This window comes from Streptomyces sp. WAC 06738 (assembly GCF_003945505.1).
GTDB lineage: Bacteria > Actinomycetota > Actinomycetes > Streptomycetales > Streptomycetaceae > Streptomyces.
On sequence record NZ_CP029618.1, the window covers coordinates 1532184 to 1549430 of the forward strand.

18 protein-coding genes are annotated in these 17247 nt (G+C 74.9%); 8 read left to right on the top strand and 10 right to left on the bottom strand.

The window, feature by feature from the left end; genetic code table 11:
• Window positions 1–6 precede the first annotated feature (6 nt).
• The 6 genes from trpC to hisI all read right to left on the bottom strand — a co-directional run bounded on the left by trpC (window position 7) and on the right by hisI (window position 4556).
• Entirely contained in the window at window positions 7–816 is an 810-nt protein-coding gene (gene trpC / locus DMB38_RS06370; RefSeq protein WP_101425081.1) for an indole-3-glycerol phosphate synthase TrpC, read from the bottom strand.
• 152 nt (window positions 817–968) lie between these two features.
• On the bottom strand, window positions 969–1403 hold the full coding sequence (locus tag DMB38_RS06375) for a DUF2752 domain-containing protein (protein WP_125934313.1): 435 nt from the start codon (window positions 1401–1403) through the stop codon (window positions 969–971).
• Window positions 1404–1533: 130 nt separating this feature from the next.
• Window positions 1534–1758 carry an HGxxPAAW family protein gene (locus DMB38_RS06380; protein WP_125934314.1) on the bottom strand — a complete coding sequence of 75 codons (225 nt, stop codon included), beginning with the start codon at window positions 1756–1758 and terminating at the stop codon, window positions 1534–1536.
• Window positions 1759–1847: 89 nt separating this feature from the next.
• On the bottom strand, window positions 1848–2462 hold the full coding sequence (locus DMB38_RS06385; protein ID WP_125934315.1) for a TIGR02234 family membrane protein: 615 nt from the start codon (window positions 2460–2462) through the stop codon (window positions 1848–1850).
• A 166-nt stretch (window positions 2463–2628) separates the two neighbouring features.
• Window positions 2629–4182 (bottom strand): anthranilate synthase component I, encoded by a 1554-nt coding sequence (locus tag DMB38_RS06390; RefSeq protein ID WP_125934316.1) that lies wholly within the window; start codon window positions 4180–4182, stop codon window positions 2629–2631.
• Window positions 4179–4556 carry a phosphoribosyl-AMP cyclohydrolase gene (hisI, locus tag DMB38_RS06395; RefSeq protein ID WP_047015218.1) on the bottom strand — a complete coding sequence of 126 codons (378 nt, stop codon included), beginning with the start codon at window positions 4554–4556 and terminating at the stop codon, window positions 4179–4181. Before hisI ends, DMB38_RS06390 begins: the two co-directional genes overlap by 4 nt.
• Before the next feature lie 116 nt (window positions 4557–4672).
• Between hisI and DMB38_RS06400 the strand changes: the two genes are divergently transcribed.
• Together DMB38_RS06400 and DMB38_RS06405 are read left to right on the top strand one after the other, a co-directional pair.
• A complete protein-coding gene (locus DMB38_RS06400) occupies window positions 4673–5320 on the top strand; it encodes a hypothetical protein (protein WP_125934317.1) in 648 nt (215 codons plus the stop codon).
• A 79-nt stretch (window positions 5321–5399) separates the two neighbouring features.
• Window positions 5400–6032: a TIGR03085 family metal-binding protein gene (locus DMB38_RS06405; RefSeq protein ID WP_125934318.1), complete on the top strand. Its 633-nt coding sequence runs from the start codon at window positions 5400–5402 to the stop codon at window positions 6030–6032.
• A gap of 54 nt (window positions 6033–6086) precedes the next feature.
• Here DMB38_RS06405 and DMB38_RS06410 read toward each other — a convergent pair whose 3' ends face one another.
• From DMB38_RS06410 to DMB38_RS06420, 3 genes are all read right to left on the bottom strand, one after another.
• Window positions 6087–7400 (bottom strand): MFS transporter, encoded by a 1314-nt coding sequence (locus DMB38_RS06410; RefSeq protein ID WP_125934319.1) that lies wholly within the window; start codon window positions 7398–7400, stop codon window positions 6087–6089.
• Between the two features lie 17 nt (window positions 7401–7417).
• Complete coding sequence (locus DMB38_RS06415) at window positions 7418–8017, bottom strand: helix-turn-helix domain-containing protein (RefSeq protein WP_125934320.1); 600 nt, start codon at window positions 8015–8017, stop codon at window positions 7418–7420.
• A 64-nt stretch (window positions 8018–8081) separates the two neighbouring features.
• A complete protein-coding gene (locus DMB38_RS06420; protein WP_125934321.1) occupies window positions 8082–8777 on the bottom strand; it encodes a response regulator transcription factor in 696 nt (231 codons plus the stop codon).
• 86 nt (window positions 8778–8863) lie between these two features.
• On the opposite strand from DMB38_RS06420, the gene DMB38_RS06425 reads away from it, so the two are divergent.
• The 3 genes from DMB38_RS06425 to DMB38_RS06435 all read left to right on the top strand — a co-directional run bounded on the left by DMB38_RS06425 (window position 8864) and on the right by DMB38_RS06435 (window position 12665).
• The gene (locus tag DMB38_RS06425) at window positions 8864–9547 is read left to right on the top strand and encodes a M15 family metallopeptidase (RefSeq protein ID WP_206337653.1); all 684 of its coding nucleotides are present in this window, start codon (window positions 8864–8866) and stop codon (window positions 9545–9547) included.
• Window positions 9544–10602, top strand: a complete 1059-nt coding sequence (locus DMB38_RS06430) for an endonuclease/exonuclease/phosphatase family protein (protein ID WP_240662002.1) — start codon at window positions 9544–9546, stop codon at window positions 10600–10602. The genes DMB38_RS06425 and DMB38_RS06430 overlap by 4 nt, the downstream gene beginning before the upstream one ends.
• 212 nt (window positions 10603–10814) lie before the next feature.
• Entirely contained in the window at window positions 10815–12665 is a 1851-nt protein-coding gene (locus DMB38_RS06435) for a glycoside hydrolase family 3 protein (protein ID WP_125934322.1), read from the top strand.
• Between the two features lie 85 nt (window positions 12666–12750).
• On the opposite strand, the gene DMB38_RS06440 is transcribed toward DMB38_RS06435, so the two are convergent.
• Window positions 12751–13659 carry a LysR substrate-binding domain-containing protein gene (locus tag DMB38_RS06440; protein ID WP_125934323.1) on the bottom strand — a complete coding sequence of 303 codons (909 nt, stop codon included), beginning with the start codon at window positions 13657–13659 and terminating at the stop codon, window positions 12751–12753.
• A 94-nt stretch (window positions 13660–13753) separates the two neighbouring features.
• On the opposite strand from DMB38_RS06440, the gene DMB38_RS06445 reads away from it, so the two are divergent.
• From DMB38_RS06445 to DMB38_RS06455, 3 genes are read left to right on the top strand one after another with little or no spacing between them, the layout of a single operon-like run.
• Window positions 13754–14506: a succinate dehydrogenase gene (locus DMB38_RS06445; protein WP_125934324.1), complete on the top strand. Its 753-nt coding sequence runs from the start codon at window positions 13754–13756 to the stop codon at window positions 14504–14506.
• A 2-nt stretch (window positions 14507–14508) separates the two neighbouring features.
• Window positions 14509–16458: a fumarate reductase/succinate dehydrogenase flavoprotein subunit gene (locus DMB38_RS06450; RefSeq protein WP_125934325.1), complete on the top strand. Its 1950-nt coding sequence runs from the start codon at window positions 14509–14511 to the stop codon at window positions 16456–16458.
• Window positions 16455–17198 (top strand): succinate dehydrogenase/fumarate reductase iron-sulfur subunit, encoded by a 744-nt coding sequence (locus DMB38_RS06455; RefSeq protein WP_125934326.1) that lies wholly within the window; start codon window positions 16455–16457, stop codon window positions 17196–17198. The genes DMB38_RS06450 and DMB38_RS06455 overlap by 4 nt, the downstream gene beginning before the upstream one ends.
• Window positions 17199–17247 lie beyond the last annotated feature (49 nt).

The window sequence follows — 17247 nt, forward strand, 5'->3', positions numbered from 1 at the left end:
GGGGCGTCAGCCCCGCCCGTGGCGCAGCGCGGGGTGGGCGCCCGCGGCGACGAGGTCGGCGACGGCGGCGCGCGGGTCCTTGCCGGTGACCAGGGACTCGCCGACGAGCACGGCGTCGGCGCCGTCGTTCGCGTACGCGATGAGGTCGTGCGGGCCGCGCACGCCGGACTCGGCGATCTTGACGATGTGGTCGGGGATCTCGGGGGCCACCCGGCCGAAGTTGCCGCGGTCCACCTCAAGGGTCTTGAGGTTCCGCGCGTTCACGCCGATGATCTTCGCCCCGGCGGCCACCGCCCGCTCGGTCTCCTCCTCGTCGTGCACCTCGACCAGCGGCGTGAGCCCGATGGACTCGGCCCGCTCCACCAGCGAGACCAGCGCCTCCTGGTCCAGCGCGGCGACGATCAGCAGCACCAGGTCGGCGCCGTACGCCCGCGCCTCCCAGAGCTGGTACGACGTGACCACGAAGTCCTTGCGCAGCACCGGCAGGTCCACCTTGGCGCGCACGGCCTCCAGGTCCGCCAGCGAGCCGCCGAAGCGGCGCTGCTCGGTGAGGACGCTGATGACGGCGGCGCCGCCCGCCTCGTAGTCCGCGGCGAGCGCGGCCGGGTCGGCGATCGCCGCGAGCGCGCCCTTGGACGGGCTGGAGCGCTTGACCTCGCAGACCACGGTGACGCTGTCGCCGCGCAGCGCGGCCACGCCGTCGCGCGCCTGGGGTGCTCTGGCGGCGCGCTCCTTCAGCTCGTCGAGGCCGACCCGGGCCTGCCGCTCGGCGAGGTCCTCGCGCACGCCGTCAATGATCTCGTCGAGCACACTCACGCGAGCGGACCCCTTTCTGCTGGCGCCGGTGCCGCCGGCGCCGGGCGCCGGCCGCCGGCGGGCGGCTGTTCGGGTACCTGTGATGGTATCCGGCACCGGGCGGAAGCCCCGAATCCGGACCTTCTCCGTCCCACCAGCCGGACGCGCCGCGGCTACGGTCCCAGCGCCGCCCCGAACGGTAGGTTCCGCAGCAGCGTAAACGCTGCGACCAGCGCGAACAGCACCGGCCCCACGGGCGGTCGCGCCGGGATACGGATCCGCGGGAGCACGCGCGGGCGGGGGCGTGCGGCGGCGAGCAGCCAGCCCAGCAGGGCGACGCCGAGGACGGCCGCGCCGGCGGCCACGAGGGCGTTGGCGCCGAGCGCCCCGGCCACGTCGCCGTGGGCGAGCGCGTACGCGCAGCGCAGCCCGCCGCAGCCGGGGCAGGCCAGGCCCGTGTACGCGAGGACGGGGCAGGGCGGGTAGCGGCCGGGCTCGTTCGGGTCGGCGGCGCCGACAGCGGCGAGGCCGGCGGCGGCGCAGGCCAGCGCGGCGAGCGGGGGCGCGAGGCGCCGCAGCGGGGCGGTCGCGGCGGTACGGGCGGACACACCCGGATTGTCCCGGTGGGGGAGGGCGGGCGCATCCGGTGCGGCGTACGGCAGGGAAAAGCGGCGCACGTGCGGCGCCGCGCGCCCCGGCGCGGGTCTCCCGGCCGGGGCGGGGCGCGGACCGTACGGGCTACTCGCCGGCGGTGCGCACCGGCGGCAGCGGCTTCTTGCCCATGCCCATGCCGCGCATCACGGCGCCGACCACGCCGCCGATGGGGATGATGACCAGGCTCAGCCAGAAGAGCAGGGGCTGGTCCATCACCATCAGAGCGCCCGAAACGCAGAACCCGATGAAGATGATGACCACCGCGGTCCATGCGGCCGGCGTGTGTCCGTGGTCGTGGTTCTCCGCCATTACTGCACTCCTCGAAACGTACAACCGCTCATATCACCAGACGGGGCCATTGTCCCCGATCGGTCCCGGCCGCCGACGACGGGGGCCGGTCAGCGCTCGCGGGTGGGGTCCTCGCCGCGGTCGAGGGCCTTCCACAGCTCCTCGGGCCGCTCCGGGTCCACGGGCGCGGCCCGCCGCGGGCGGGCGGCGGCGCCGGCGCCGGGGCGCTCGTAGCGCCCGGACATCGCCGGCCAGCCGGGGCCGTAGCGGAGCGCGAGCAGCCCGGCGCAGAGCAGCAGCACGCCGCCGGCCAGGCTCACCCAGGCCCAGGCGGTGTGGCTGACGGCGGCGACCGTGGCGTCGGTGAGGCCGGCCGCCTCGGCGGCCTGGTCGTCGAGCGCGGCGGTGTCGGAGGCACCGAGGGCGGAGGCGGCGATCACGCCGACGCCGCAGAGCGTGAGCAGCGCGGCGACGACGGTACGGCCGGCGCGGCGGACGGCGAAGACGGCGACGAGGGCGGCGAGCCCGACGATCGCCAGCGCCGACGGCACGCCGGTGACGTCCCGGCCGCCGGCGGTGACGTGCAGCGCGGCGTCCGCGACGGGTGTGGCCGCCTCGCCCTCGGCCCAGGTGCGGCCGGCGGCGACGAGGACCACGGCCGCCCCGAGCGCGCCGGAGAGCAGGGCGGCGGCGAGCGGGACGCGGGAGGCGGACGGATGTGTCACCCGGTAAGTGTCTCGCACCCCTCAGGACCGGTCCCGGCAGGGGGGCGCGGGCGGCCGGGCACACGCGCCGGAGCCGCCGGGCCCGGACGGGCGCCGAAGGCCGTGGCGTACCGCCGCGGCGCCCCCCCGTCCTGCCGCCGCGGCCGGGCCGCCCCCGTACGCCCCGCTACCCCGCCGCCTGCCGGCCGGCCCGCGACAGGTGCCCCGCCGCCGCGACCGCCCGCAGCACCGCCGCAGCCTTGCTGCGGCACTCCGCGTCCTCCGCCGCCGGATCGGAGTCCGCCACGATCCCGGCGCCCGCCTGCACGTACGCCGTGCCGTCGCGCAGCAGCGCCGTGCGGATCGCGATGGCGGTGTCCGCGTCCCCGGCGAAGTCCAGGTACCCCACGCAGCCGCCGTACAGCCCGCGCCGCGTGGGCTCCAGCTCCTCGATGATCTGCAGCGCCCGCGGCTTCGGCGCCCCCGACAGCGTCCCGGCGGGGAAGCAGGCGGTGAGCACGTCGAACGCGGTACGCCCCGGGGCGAGCCGGCCGGTGACCGTGGAGACGATGTGCATCACATGGCTGTAGCGCTCGATGGACATGAAGTCCACGACCTCGACGCTGCCGGGCTCGCAGACCCGGCCGAGGTCGTTGCGCCCGAGGTCGACGAGCATCAGGTGCTCGGCGCGCTCCTTCTCGTCGGCGAGCAACTCCTCGGCCAGCGCCGCGTCCTGCTGCGGCGTCGCGCCGCGGGGGCGCGTACCCGCGATGGGGTGCAGCAGGGCGCGCCCGTCCTCGACCTTGACCAGCGCCTCCGGGCTGGAGCCGACGACGTCGAACGCGCCCCCGCCCGCGCCGGTGTCGGGCAGCCGGATCAGATACATGTACGGGCTGGGGTTGGTGGCCCGCAGCACGCGGTAGACGTCGAGGGCGCTCGCGGCGCACGGCGTCTCGAACCGCTGCGACGGCACGACCTGGAACGCCTCCCCCGCCCTGATCCGCTCCTTGATGTCCGCGACCGCCGCCCTGAACTCCGCGCCGCCCCACAGCTCCCCGTACTCCGGCAGCGCGGACGGCGGCAGCGGCGCCGCGCTCGCGGCGGTGGGGCGGGCGAGGTCGGCCGTCATCGCGTCGAGCCGGGCGACCGCGTCCTCGTACGCCTCGTCGACGCCGGTGTCGAGGTCGTTGTGGTTGATCGCGTTGGCGATCAGCAGGACGCTGCCGTCCCAGTGGTCGAGGACGGCGAGGTCGGAGGTGAGCAGCATCGTCATCTCCGGCAGCCGCAGGTCGTCACGAGCGCTGTCGCCGATGCGCTCCAGCCGCCGCACGGCGTCGTAACCGAGGTAGCCGACCATGCCGCCGGTGAAGGGCGGCAGCGCGTCCCGGCCTTCGGCACCCTGGTGCAGGTCGCGCGGGGTGTGCAGGGCCTCGACGGTGGCGCGCAGGGCGGCCAGCGGGTCGCCCCCGGTGGGCAGGCCGACGGGCGGGGTGCCGAGCCAGTGGGCCCGGCCGTCGCGCTCGGTGAGGGTGGCGGCGCTGCGCACGCCGACGAACGAGTACCGCGACCACGTGCGGCCGTTCTCCGCCGACTCCAGCAGGAACGTGCCGGGGCGCTCGCCGGCGAGCTTCCGGTACAGCCCCACGGGGGTGTCGCCGTCGGCGAGCAGCCGGCGCACGACGGGGATGACGCGGCGGTCCTTGGCCAGCGTGCGGAACGTCTCCCGGTCCGGAGTGGTCACTCGGCGCCGCCCACGGTCAGCTCGCGGCCGTCGAAGCAGGTGCGGCTGCCGGTGTGGCAGGCGGGGCCGACCTGGTCGACGCGGACGAGCACGGTGTCGGCGTCGCAGTCGAGCGCGACCGACTTCACGTGCTGCACGTGCCCGGACGTCTCGCCCTTGACCCAGTACTCCTTTCGGCTGCGGCTGTAGTACGTGCCGCGGCCGGTGGTGAGCGTGCGGTGCAGCGCCTCGTCGTCCATCCACGCCAGCATGAGCACTTCGCCGCTGTCGTACTGCTGCACGACGGCGGGCAGCATGCCGTCGGCGTTCCGCTTCAGGCGCGCCGCGACGGCGGGATCGAGGTCGGAGGGCCGCGCGGGCCGGTTGCCGGTCATGGGGCCATTGTGCCAACAGTGACGGACACACCACGGTCCCAAAAGGGCGCGACGCGCGCGGCCGGGGATGGCCCCTTCCCGTACATCGGAACGTGTCGATAGGGCATGCTTCGCCCATGACCAACCCACCTCCGGATCCGCCCGCAAGACCCCGCGGGCCGATGACCGCCGTCACCGCCGCGGTGGCCGCGGCCCTGCTCGTCGCCGTGGCGGTCGCCGCCTTCCTCGTGCTGCGCGGCGGGGACGACGGCGGGACGCAGGCGGGCGGCCCGCGGCCGCAGGGCAGCGCGGAGCGGCCGGCGGGGCAGGACGGCCTCGGCGGTGCGGAGACGAAGAGCGCGAGCGCGGGCTCGGCGGCGGGCACCGCGGACGCGCGGGGGGACCTGGAGCCGACCGAGTCGCACATCCCGTACGTGGTGCTGCGGACCGGCGAGTGCTTCGACCACCCGTCGCTCGACACGAGCGTCGAGTCGGTCGAGACCCGCCCGTGCACCGGCCCGCACGACGGCGAGGTCATCGCCAACCGCACGCTCAGCGGCGACTTCCCGGACGGCGACGCGCTGGACGACCAGGCGCTGGGGCTGTGCCGGCGGGCCGCGGAGGAGAAGCTGGAGACGATGCCGGCGGACGGGCGGCACTACTTCTACTACGCGATGTACCCGACGATGACGACGTACGAGTACCAGAGCCAGGACGAGATCTCCTGCGCGCTCACCCTCAGCACCGAGCCCGACGGCCCGAAGCTGACCGGGCCGCTGCCGTGACTCCCGCCCGCGCCGCGGGCGCCGGATCCCGGCGCGGCCTTGCGTGCCCCGGCGTCGCGGACGGTCGTAGGGTGGCCGCATGACGACCCATGCGAAGCGGGAACGGCTGCTCCTCGCCGATCTGCTGGAGGGCACCGGATCCGAGGCGCCGACGCTGTGCGAGGGCTGGACGACGTACGACCTGGCGGCGCACGTGGTGGTGCGCGAGCGCCGGCAGGACGCGGCGGGCGGCATCCTCTTCAAGCCCCTGCAGAACCGGCTGGAGCGCGTGCAGGCGGAGTTCCGGCAGAAGCCGTACGAGGAGCTGGTGCAGCTCATCCGCAGCGGGCCGCCACGGTTCTCGCCGTTCGCGCTCAAGCAGGTCGACGAGGCCGCGAACGTCGTGGAGTTCTACGTGCACGCCGAGGACGTCCGCCGCGCGCAGCCCGGCTACGCACCGCGCGAACTGGACCCGGTCTTCTCCGACACCCTGTGGAACCGGCTGGAGCGCGGCGCGAAGATGATGGGCCGCAAGTCGCCCGTCGGGCTGGTGCTGCGCCGCCCCGACGGCCAGACGGCGGTGGCCCACCGGGGCGCGCCCGTGGTCACGGTGACCGGGGAGCCGGCGGAGCTGCTGCTCTTCGCCACCGGGCGGCAGGAGGCGGCGAAGGTGGAGCTGGAGGGCGACGAGGACGCCGTGGCGCAGGCGCGGTCGGCGCCGCTCGGCATCTGACGCCGCACGGCGGCGGGTTGCGCCGCCGGCCGCCCGCGCCGTGAGCCGGATCCGCTACGGGGCCGGGGCGGGCGGCGGGTCCGGCACCGGGCCCGCGGCGGAGGTGCGGCGCGGGCCGCGGGCGCGGGGAAGTTCCGCCCGGCGTACGGCGGGCGCGGCGAGGCAGACGACGGCGCCCAGGCAGCTGAAGGCGCCGCAGGCGAGGAAGACGGGCGCGCTGCCCCAGGCGCCGATGGCCGCTCCGACCAGCGGGTAGCAGAGCGGCGCGAGCCCCAGCCCCGTCAGGCTGGTGGCGGCGGTGACCCGGCCCAGGTAGGCGGGCGCGGCGGAGGTCTGGATCAGCGCGTACGCCAGCCCGCCGCAGACGCCGCCCGCGAGCCCGCCGAGTCCGCAGGCGGCGACCGCGAGCCCGTGGGAGGGCGCGAGCGCGACGCTGCCGAGGGCGGCACCGGCGGCGACGAGCGTGGCGATGTGGACGAGGCCGGGGCGCGGCAGCCTGCCGGTGACGGCCAGGAGCAGCGCGCCGGCACCGGCGCCGAGGCCGAACGCGCCGACGAGCCAGCCGAGTCCGGCCGCGCCCCAGCCGCGTTCGGCGGCGAGGAGGACGAGGCCGACGTTGAGCGGACCGTTGAGGCCCAACTCGCTGAGAGCGCCGGAGAGGACGAGGGGGCCGATCAGCGGGTGCCCGCGCACGTACCGCAGCCCCTCCCGCAACTCCCGCCCGGCGCCCGCCGGATGCGCCGGCGCGGCTTCCGCGCCGGGCGCGTCGAGTGCGCCGGGCACGCCGGGCGCGTCGGGCAGGGGGCGTACGCGCAGCGTCATGAGCAGCGGCACCGAGGCGGCGAACAGCAGCCCCGCCGCCGCGAACGCCGCCGCGGGCCCGCCCAGCACCAGCGCGTACCCGCCGACCGGCGCGGCCGCGGCGCCGCCGAGGCGCAGCGCCAGCGCCCGCAGCCCGGCGATGCGGCCCAGTTCCTCCGGCGGCGCGATCCGCGCCGGAAGGGCGCCGACCGCGGGCAGGAACAGCGCGTCGGCCACGCCGAACGCCAGCGCCACCGCGACCAGCAGCCACAGCCCGGGTGCGGCGATCCCCAGCGCCGCGGCGGCGCCCAGGATGAGGACGCAGCGCGCCGCGTCGGCGCCGATGACGACCCCGCGCGGCCCGAACCGGTCGGCGACCACTCCCCCGCCGAGCAGCAGCACCGCGCGCGGCACCGAGCCGGCCGCCATCACCACCCCGGTCTCCGCCGGGCCCGCGACCCGCTGGGCGGCCCAGCCGAGGGCGAGGTAGAACACGCCGTCGCCGAGCACGGAGAGGGCGTAGGCGACGAGCCACCGCAGGACGCCGGTGCCGCGGGGCGCGGACATGGGCGCGGGCCCCCGGCTCAGGGGCGGAAGGGGAAGCCGTAGAGGTGGAGGGCGACGGTCTCGCGCCCGGTGCCCCCCGCCTCGGCCGCCTCCGCCGTCTCCGCCGCCTCGGCCCGTTCCCGCCATCTGCGCACGAACGCGCCCATCTCCTCCGCCAGCTCCTGCAGTTCGCCGGCCGTCAGCCGCAGCGTGTACTCCGAGCTGAACGCCGCCCGCGTCCACTCCCGCTCCCACCCGGCCTGCTGGTCCAGGTAGTTGAGGTACGAGCGGGTCCTGGTGGTCAGCAGCTCACGGGTGACGCCCGTCAGCGCCGCCGTGCCCTCCGGGGTGCCGTCGAAGTCCGCGGACCTGAAGGTGAACGACCGCTCCGCCGAGACCCGCCACCAGCGCTCCCGCCCGTCCCTGCCCTGCTCCGCCGCCTCCTCGATGAAGCCGTGCTCGGCCAGCTTGCGCAGGTGGTAACTGACCAGCGACACTGCCTCGCCGGCCTGCTCCGCGAGGTGCGACGCGGTGGCGGTACGTGCCGCCGTGAGCAGCCGGTACAGCTCGATGCGCAGCGGGTGGGTGAACGCCTTCAGTTGCGCCAGCTCGGTGATCCGCTCAGGTTCTCGCCCCATGCGGGGACCGTAGATACGAAAGAAGTATTGCGCAATACTTCTTTCGCGATCCGTGCCCGGCGGTCTACGCGGGCGTCTCCTCGTCGCCTCCGGGGGCGGACGCGGTGTCGATGCGGTAGCCGACGCCGGGGACCGTGGCGATCAGCCAGGGCTCGCCGAGCCGTTTGCGGAGCGCCGAGACCGTGATCCGCACGGCGTTGGTGAACGGGTCGGCGTTGGCGTCCCAGGCCCGCTCCAGCAGCTCCTCCGCGCTGATCACACCGCCCTCCGCGGCCACGAGGACGTCGAGCACGGCGAACTGCTTCCGGGTGAGCGCGACATACCTGCCGTCCCGGTAGACCTCGCGCCGGAACGGGTCGAGCCGCAGCCCGGCGATCTCCCGCACGGGCGGCCGGACGTGGGCGCGCCGGCGGTCGAGGGCGCGGAGCCGGAGCGCGAGCTCGCGGATGTCGAAGGGCTTGGTGAGGTAGTCGTCGGCGCCGAGCCCGAAGCCCGTCGCCTTGTCGTCCAGCCGGTCCGCCGCGGTGAGCATGAGGATCGGCATGCCGCTGCCGGAATCGACGATCCGCCGGGCGATCTCGTCGCCGGAGGGCCCGGGGATGTCGCGGTCCAGGACGGCGATGTCGTACGAGTTCACACCCAGCAGTTCCAGGGCGGTGTCCCCGTCCCCCGCGATGTCCCCCGCGATCGCCTCCAGGCGGAGGCCGTCGCGGATCGCCTCCGCCATAAAGGGCTCGTCCTCGACGATCAGCACGCGCATGAGCCGATGCTACGAGCGCACGCATATCGTCCGCGTATAGAAAACCGCATACGCACCGGCAACGGCCCGCCGCGTGCACTGGCGGAATGACTCGAACCCGGCGATCGGCGCGCAGAAGAATCCGGCGGATACGCACGCTTCTGGGCGTCGGCGTGATCGCCCTCGCCGTGGCGATCGTCGCGCCGCTCGGCTACCGGTCGATGCAGACCCCGTCCGGCTCCGCCGCCTCCCCCGCCCCGGTCACCCCGTCTTCCGCGGAGGCACCGGAGCCGGCCGGGCCGGCGGAATCCCCGCGGCGCAAGCGGTCCGGGCCGGTCGGCGAGGCCGACGGCGTCGTCCCCGAGGGCACGACGGTTTTCGACGACGGCGTTCCGGCGGTGGCCGGACTCGACGCCGCTTTGCGGACCGCGCTGCGCGAGGCGGCGACGGATGCCGCGGCGTACGGAATCGACATCCGGGTCAATAGCGGCTGGCGTTCTCCGGCGTACCAGGAGCGGCTTCTCCGGGAGGCGATCGGGAAATACGGATCGGAAGAAGAAGCCGCCCGCTGGGTGGCCACCGCGGAAACCTCGCCGCACGTCTCGGGCGACGCGGTCGACCTCGGGGAATCCGACGCGACGATGTGGCTCGCCGAGCACGGCGCCGCCTACGGGTTGTGCCCCGTCTACCGGAACGAGCCCTGGCACTACGAGCTGCGCACCGAGGCGATCGGCGGCCGCTGCCCGCCGATGTACGCCGACCCCACCCAGGACCCGAGGATGCAGAGTTGAGCGAGCGAGTTCTCACGATGAAGCAGCCGGACCCGGCGGACATCTTCAGCACTCCGGACACGACGGACGCCGCGGCCACCCCCCGGCCCCGTACCCCGCGCCTCCGCCGCGCGGCCCGCGCCCTCCGCCGCCCCGCGCCCTGGCGGCGCGGCCTCGTGCTCGCCGCGCTGGCGCTTCTGCTCGGCCTGGTGATGGCGCTGCACGCGCGGATCCCCAGCGGGACCATGAACCTCGGCAGCTTCACGGAGACCTTCCTGCCCTGGTTCGGCCTCTGCGTCCTCCCGCTGCTCGCCGGGGCGCTGTGGCGCCGTTCCGCGTCCGCGCTGGTCGCGCTGGTGCTGCCGGTCGCGGTGTGGCTGAGCCTCTTCGGCGGGCTGCTCACCGACAAGTCCCGGCCGGGCAGCGACCTCACGGTCGCCGGCCACAACGTCGGCGCCGCCAACCCCGACCCCGCCGGCACCGCCCGCGCCCTGGCCGCCTCCGGCGCGGACCTGCTGGCGCTGCAGGAGCTGACCGACACGGCCCGGCCGGTGTACGAGGCGGAGCTGGCGCGGACGTACCCGTACCACACCACGAGCGGCACCGTCGGCCTGTGGAGCAAGCTCCCGCTGTCGGAGACCCGCCCGGTCGACATCGCCATGTATCCGTCCCGCGCGCTGCGCACCACCGTGGCGACCGAGCGGGGCCCGCTGGCGGTGTACGTGGCCCACCTGGGGTCCGTGCGCGTGAACCCCCGCGCGGGCATGTCGACCGCCCAGCGCGACGCGGGCGCCGAGGCGCTGGCCGCGGCCGTCGCCGCCGAGCCGACCGGGCGCGTGGTGGTCCTCGGGGACCTCAACGGCACCGTGGACGACCGGGCGTTCGACGGTCTCACCGGCCAGATGCGCTCGGTCCAGGAGGAGGCGGGGAACGGCTTCGGCTTCAGCTGGCCGGCCGGCTTCCCGGTGGCGCGGATCGATCAGATCCTCGTACGCGGCGTGGAGCCGCGGAGTGCCTGGCTGCTGCCCGCCACGGGCAGCGACCACCTGCCGGTGGCGGCGGGCATCGCCTGGTGAGCGCGGGTGCGGGGCACCATGCGGCGGATAACCCAGTTTTGCGGGATCCGACAGGAAAATGACACCGCGCGCACCGGAGTATTGACGCGCCCCCGCGCCGTTGCCAGACTCCGCGGCCGAGTTCTCCTCGGCGGCCTCCATGGGGGAGCAGCCCCGTCGGCCGGCCACCGATGCCCACGCAGCACACCCGATGCGCTGAGGAGTGTTCTCGTATGCGGTCAACCACCACGCGCAGACAGGCGGTCACCGGCCTCCTCGGCACCGCGGCGGCGCTCGGCGCCGGCACGGCCGCCGCCGGCCCCGCCGCGGCCCGCTCCGGCGGCACGGCGGGGTCCGGTTCGTACGCCCGGCTGCTGGCCGGGGCGCTGGCCCGCCGGATGACCCTGGAGGAGAAGGTCGGCCAGCTCTTCGTGGTCGAGGTCGCCGGGCAGGACGCCGACGACGTGACCGACGCGGCCGCCGCCGTCAACGAGCGGCGCTACGGCGTCCGCACCCCCGCCGACGTCGTACGCAAGTACCGCCCCGGCGCCGTCATCTACTTCAGCGCCCGCAACGACGACAACCTCCGCGACGCCCGCCAGATCGCCCGGCTCTCCAACGGCCTGCAGCGCGCCTCGCTCGCGCAGCGCCGCGGCGTCCCGCTGATCATCTCCACCGACCAGGAGAGCGGCCTCGTCCAGCGGCTGCCCACCCCGCCGGCCACCGAACTGCCCGGCAGCATGGCCGTGGGCGCCACCTACGCGACCGCCGACGCCCAGCGCGCCGCCGAGATCACCGGCCGGGAGCTGGCCGCGCTGGGCATCAACCAGAACTACGCGCCCGTCGCCGACGTCAACGTCAACCCCGACAACCCCGTCATCGGCCTGCGCTCCTACGGCGCCGACCCGCAGCAGGTCGCGCGCATGGTCGCGGCGGCGGTACGCGGCCAGCGCCGCGGCGGCGTCGCGTCCGCCGCCAAGCACTTCCCCGGCCACGGCGACACCGGCCAGGACAGCCACTTCCTGCTGCCGCGCATCGAGCACACCCTGGAGCAGATCCACGAGCTGGACCTGCCGCCGTTCCGGGCCGCGATCGCCGCGGGCCTGGACACGGTGATGACCGCGCACATCCTCGTCCCCGCGCTCGACGACGGCGTGCCCGCCACCATGTCGCACCGCATCCTCACCGGGCTGCTCCGCGAGGAGCTGGGCTTCGACGGGCTGATCGTCACCGACGCGCTGGACATGGGCGGCGCCACGTCCCAGTACCCGCCGGAGCGGGCGTCGGTGGCGGCGTTCGCGGCGGGCGCGGACATGCTGGTGCTGCCGCCGCAGATGGACGTCGCGTACGCATCCGTGCTCGCGGCCGTACGCGGCGGCGAGATCGGCGAGCGGCGGCTGGACGAGTCGGTGGTGCGCATCCTGGCGCGCAAGATCGACGAGGGGCTGTACTCCGGCCCGTTCGTCGACGAGCGCCGGGCGGAGCGGATCGTCGGGAACGCCGCGCACGTCGCGGACGCGCGGGCCCTCACCGGGCGGGCGGTGACGCTGGTGAAGAACGACACCGGGCTGCTGCCGCTGGCCGCGGGAGCGCGGCGGGTGCTGGTCACCGGGTGGCAGACGTCGTCGGCGCCGGCGCTGGACCGGCTGGCGCAGGCGGTCGGGGGGCGTGCGGGGCAGACCGCGACGGTGCTGGCGACGGGCGGGACGCCGGCGCAGGCCGTGATCGACGCGGCGGTGGCCGCGGCGCGGGACCACGACCTGGTGCTGGTCGGCGCCAACGCGGCGGCCGGGGCGGAGCCGGTGGCGCAGCGCGGCGCGGCGCAGGCGGCGCTGGTGCGGGCGCTGCTCGCGTCGGGGACGCCGGTCGCGGTGGTGGCGGTGCGCAACCCGTACGACGTGCGGCGGTTCCCGGAGGCGCCGGTGTACCTGTGCACGTACGGCACCGGAGCGGGGGTGCTGACGCGGGCGGTCGACGCGCTCTACGGCGACCTGCGGCCGACGGGGCGGCTGCCGGTGGCGATCCCGGAGCTGGGGGCGACGGGCGCGGACCTCTACCCGCTGGGGCACGGGCTGGAGTACTGAGCCGGCGGGGTGCCGCGGCCGTTTCCTCTACGGCCGCGGTGCCGCCGGGCGTCCCCGTTCCCGTACGGCCCGCGGCGCCCCGCGGTCACGTCCCCGATCCGCCGCCGGCCGCGCTGATCAGCAGCCGGCGCAGCTCCCGCGCCGCCCGGGGCGGCGACACGTCGCCCCGGTGCGCCACGGAGATCGTCCGGTGCAGCCCCGGCGCCGCGAACGCCGTCGTCCGCAGCCCCGAGCGCTCCGCGACCATGCTCGGCACCACCGCCACCCCGAGCCCGGCCCGCACGAACCCCAGCACCGCGTCCATCTCCCCGCCCTCCACCCCGAACTCCGGCTCGAAGCCCGCCTCCCGGCACGCGGCGACCGTCAGCTCCCGCAGGTCGTACCCGTGCCGGAACATCGCCAGCGGCCGCCCCCGCAGATCCCCGATCCGGATGCCCCCGCCGGCGCCGCCGGCGCTGGTGACCGGCGGCGCGTCCGGCGACGAGACCACGACCAGTTCCTCGCGCAGCACCTCCGTCGTCGTCAGCGCCGGTGCCTGCCCCGCCAGCGGCGTGATGACCAGGGCGAGGTCCAGCTCGCCGGCCGCGAGCGTCCGTACGAGATCCTGCGAGCCGTCCTCGTGGACGTGCAGCTCGATGCCCGGGTAGCGGGCGTGGAACGTGCGCAGCGCATCCGGCACCAGGCTCGCGCAGAGGCTCGGCGTGGCCCCCAGCCGCACCCGCCCGCGCCGCAGGTGCGCGACCTCCTGCACCTCCCGCCGCGCCGTCTCGGTGTCGGCGAGGATCCGCCGCGCCAGCGGCAGCAGCGCTTCGCCGGCGTCGGTGAGCGTGATGTGGCCGCGGGCCCGGTGGAACAGCTCGGCGCCCAGCTCCCGCTCCAGCGCCCGTACGGACTGCGACAGCGACGGCTGCGCCACGTGCTCGCGCTCGGCTGCCCGGGTGAAGTGGCGGGTCTCGGCGACGGCGGCGAAGTAGCGGAGCTGCTGCAGGTGCATGGCTCCAGCGTAGCCCGACGATAGTCACTGCCTATCGAAAGCAGCGAATTCATGTCTTGGACGGATCCCGGGTGGCGTCTCTACCGTCACAGTCATGGCCCTGACCACCAAGCCGGCATCGAAGCCCGCCGGCGACCCCGTCCGGGAAGCGGCCCGCCCGCGGGCGTACCCGCCGTCGCTCCTCGCGCTGCTGTGGCGCTCCACCGTCGGCAAGAAGACGGTGCTGGCCGTCACCGGCCTGATCATGCTCGCCTACCTCGTGGCCCATCTGATCGGCAACCTCAAGATCTTCTACGGCGCCGAGGAGTTCAACGACTACGGCCACTGGCTGCGCACCCTCGGCGGCCCGGTGCTGCACTACGAGTGGGCCCTGTGGATGATCCGGGTCGTGCTGGTGGTCGCCGTCGTCCTGCACGGCGTGACCGCGTACCAGCTCAGCCGCCGCGACATCGCGGCGCGCCCGGTCGCGTACGTCCACAAGCGCCGGCGTGCCAGTTACGCCACCCGCACCATGCGCTGGGGCGGGGTGATCCTCGGCCTCTTCATCGTCTGGCACATCCTCGACCTCACGACGCTGACCGTGAACGAGAACGCCCAGACCGGCCGCCCGTACGAGAACACCGTCGCCACCTTCTCCACCTGGTACGGCAACGTCGTCTACATCACCGCGATGCTCGCCCTCGGTCTGCACCTGCGGCACGGCTTCTGGAGCGCCGTGCAGACCCTCGGCGTCGCGAGCCCGGCCCGCGAGCGGGCCCTCAAGGCCGTCACCAACACCCTTGCGCTGGTGCTGACCTGCGGCTTCATCTCCCTCCCCGTGGCCGTCATGACGGGAGTCGTGAACTGAGGATGTCACCGGCATACACGCAGTACACCGAGGGCGACCCCGTCGCCGACGCCGCCGCCCCGCCCGGCGACATCGCCGAGCGCTGGGACCGCCGCCGCTTCACCGCCCGGCTGGTCAACCCCGCCAACCGGCGCCGCTACCGCGTCATCGTCGTCGGTACGGGCCTGGCCGGCGGCGCCGCCGGCGCCACCCTCGCCGAACAGGGCTACCAGGTGGTCCAGTTCTGCTACCAGGACTCCCCGCGCCGCGCCCACTCCATCGCCGCCCAGGGCGGCATCAACGCCGCCAAGAACTACCGCAACGACGGCGACTCCGTGCACCGGCTCTTCTACGACACCGTCAAGGGCGGCGACTTCCGCGCGCGCGAGTCCAACGTGCGCCGCCTCGCGCAGGTCTCGGTCGAGATCATCGACCAGTGCGTCGCGCAGGGCGTGCCCTTCGCCCGCGAGTACGGCGGCCTGCTCGACACCCGCTCCTTCGGCGGGGTCCAGGTCTCCCGCACCTTCTACGCCCGCGGGCAGACCGGCCAGCAGCTCCTCCTCGGCGCGTACCAGGCGCTCTCCCGGCAGATCGAGGCCGGGAACGTCGAGATGCACCCGCGCACCGAGATGCTCGACCTGATCGTCGTCGACGGCCGGGCCCGCGGCATCGTCGCCCGCGACCTGGTCACCGGCCGGATCGAGACCCACCTCGCCGACGCCGTCGTGCTCGCCACCGGCGGCTACGGCAACGTCTTCTACCTCTCCACCAACGCCAAGAACTCCAACGCCACCGCCATCTGGCGGGCCCACCGCCGCGGCGCGTACTTCGCCAACCCCTGCTTCACCCAGATCCACCCCACCTGCATCCCGCGCTCCGGCGACCACCAGTCGAAGCTGACGCTGATGAGCGAGTCGCTGCGCAACGACGGCCGCATCTGGGTGCCCAAGGCGCACGGCGACACCCGCCCGCCGAACGCCATCCCGGAGCACGAGCGCGACTACTACCTGGAGCGCCTCTACCCCTCCTTCGGCAACCTCGTCCCCCGCGACATCGCCTCGCGCGCCGCGAAGAACGTCTGCGACGAGGGCCGCGGCGTCGGCCCCGGCGGCCAGGGCGTGTACCTCGACTTCGCCGACGCCATCCGGCGGCTGGGGCGCGCGGCGGTCGAGGAGCGGTACGGCAACCTCTTCGAGATGTACGAGCGGATCACGGCGGAGGATCCGTACCAGGTGCCCATGCGCATCTACCCGGCGATCCACTACACGATGGGCGGCCTGTGGGTCGACTACGACCTGCAGACCACCGTCCCCGGGCTCTTCGCCATCGGCGAGGCGAACTTCTCCGACCACGGCGCCAACCGCCTCGGCGCGTCCGCGCTCATGCAGGGCCTGGCCGACGGCTACTTCATCCTCCCCGCCACCATCGGCGACTTCCTCGCCCGGCACCGCCCCGAGCAGGTCTCCCCCGATCACCCGGCGGTCGCCGAGGCCGTCGCGGACACCGAGGACCGCCTGCACCTCCTCCTCGCCGTCGACGGCGACCGCACCCCCGACTCCTTCCACCGCGAGCTGGGCGAACTGCTCTGGGACGAGTGCGGCATGGCCCGTACGGAGCCGGGGCTGCGCAAGGCGCTGGAGCGGATCCCGGCGCTCCGCGAGGAGTTCTGGCGCCGGATCAAGGTGCCGGGCACCGGCACGGAGCTGAACCAGTCGCTGGAGAAGGCCAACCGGATCGCGGACTACCTGGAGCTGGCCGAGCTGATGTGCCTCGACGCGCTGCACCGCGCCGAGTCCTGCGGCGGCCACTTCCGCGAGGAGAGCCAGACCCCGGACGGCGAGGCGGCCCGCGACGACGACCACTTCTCGTACGCGGCGGCCTGGGAGTTCACCGCGACGGGCACCGCCCCGGTCCTCCACCGCGAGGACCTGGAGTTCGAATACGTCATTCCCACGCAACGGAGCTATCAGTGAAGGTGACCCTGCGGGTCTGGCGGCAGCCGGGGCCCGACGCGGCGGGCGAGATGGTCTCGTACGAGGTCGGGGACGTCACGCCGGAGATGTCGTTCCTGGAGGTGCTCGACACCCTCAACGAGCGGCTCATCCTCACCGGCGACGAGCCCGTCGCCTTCGACCACGACTGCCGCGAGGGTATCTGCGGGGCGTGCGGCGTCGTCATCAACGGGCGGGCGCACGGTCCCGAGCGGACGACGGCGTGCCAGTTGCACATGCGGTCGTTCGCGGACGGGGACGTCATCGACGTCGAGCCGTGGCGGGCGGCGGCGTTCCCGGTGGTGAAGGATCTGGTCGTGGACCGGTCGGCCTTCGACCGGATCATCGGCGCCGGCGGCTACATCACCGCCCCCACCGGCAGCGCCCCCGACGCCCACGCGACCCCCGTGCCCAAGCCGGCGGCGGAGACGGCCTTCGAGCACGCGGAGTGCATCGGCTGCGGCGCGTGCGTGGCGGCCTGCCCCAACGGCTCGGCGATGCTGTTCACGGCCGCGAAGGTCGTGCACCTGGGCGCCCTGCCGCAGGGGGCGCCGGAGCGGGAGTCGCGGGTGCTGGACATGGTCGGCCGGATGGACGACGAGGGCTTCGGCGGCTGCACGAACACCGGCGAGTGCGCGGTCGCCTGCCCGAAGGGCATCCCGCTGCAGGCGATCTCGTCGCTGAACCGCGAATTCCTCCGCGCGGCCCGCAAGTCGGTGTAGCGCCGTTCCCTCGTCGGGCGCCTGGGCCGCAGGCGCCTTCGGGCGAGGA

Bases quoted from the DNA above. Each gene is read 5' to 3' on its own strand.
- DMB38_RS06450 (WP_125934325.1), top strand. From the start codon at position 14,509: ATGTCACCGGCATACACGCAGTACACCGAGGGCGACCCCGTCGCCGAC.
- DMB38_RS06405 (WP_125934318.1), top strand. From the start codon at position 5,400: ATGACGACCCATGCGAAGCGGGAACGGCTGCTCCTCGCCGATCTGCTG.
- DMB38_RS06410 (WP_125934319.1), bottom strand. From the start codon at position 7,400: ATGTCCGCGCCCCGCGGCACCGGCGTCCTGCGGTGGCTCGTCGCCTAC.
- DMB38_RS06440 (WP_125934323.1), bottom strand. From the start codon at position 13,659: ATGCACCTGCAGCAGCTCCGCTACTTCGCCGCCGTCGCCGAGACCCGC.
- DMB38_RS06415 (WP_125934320.1), bottom strand. From the start codon at position 8,017: ATGGGGCGAGAACCTGAGCGGATCACCGAGCTGGCGCAACTGAAGGCG.
- DMB38_RS06435 (WP_125934322.1), top strand. From the start codon at position 10,815: ATGCGGTCAACCACCACGCGCAGACAGGCGGTCACCGGCCTCCTCGGC.
- DMB38_RS06420 (WP_125934321.1), bottom strand. From the start codon at position 8,777: ATGCGCGTGCTGATCGTCGAGGACGAGCCCTTTATGGCGGAGGCGATC.
- DMB38_RS06425 (WP_206337653.1), top strand. From the start codon at position 8,864: ATGACTCGAACCCGGCGATCGGCGCGCAGAAGAATCCGGCGGATACGC.
- hisI (WP_047015218.1), bottom strand. From the start codon at position 4,556: ATGACCGGCAACCGGCCCGCGCGGCCCTCCGACCTCGATCCCGCCGTC.
- DMB38_RS06445 (WP_125934324.1), top strand. From the start codon at position 13,754: ATGGCCCTGACCACCAAGCCGGCATCGAAGCCCGCCGGCGACCCCGTC.
- DMB38_RS06380 (WP_125934314.1), bottom strand. From the start codon at position 1,758: ATGGCGGAGAACCACGACCACGGACACACGCCGGCCGCATGGACCGCG.
- DMB38_RS06400 (WP_125934317.1), top strand. From the start codon at position 4,673: ATGACCAACCCACCTCCGGATCCGCCCGCAAGACCCCGCGGGCCGATG.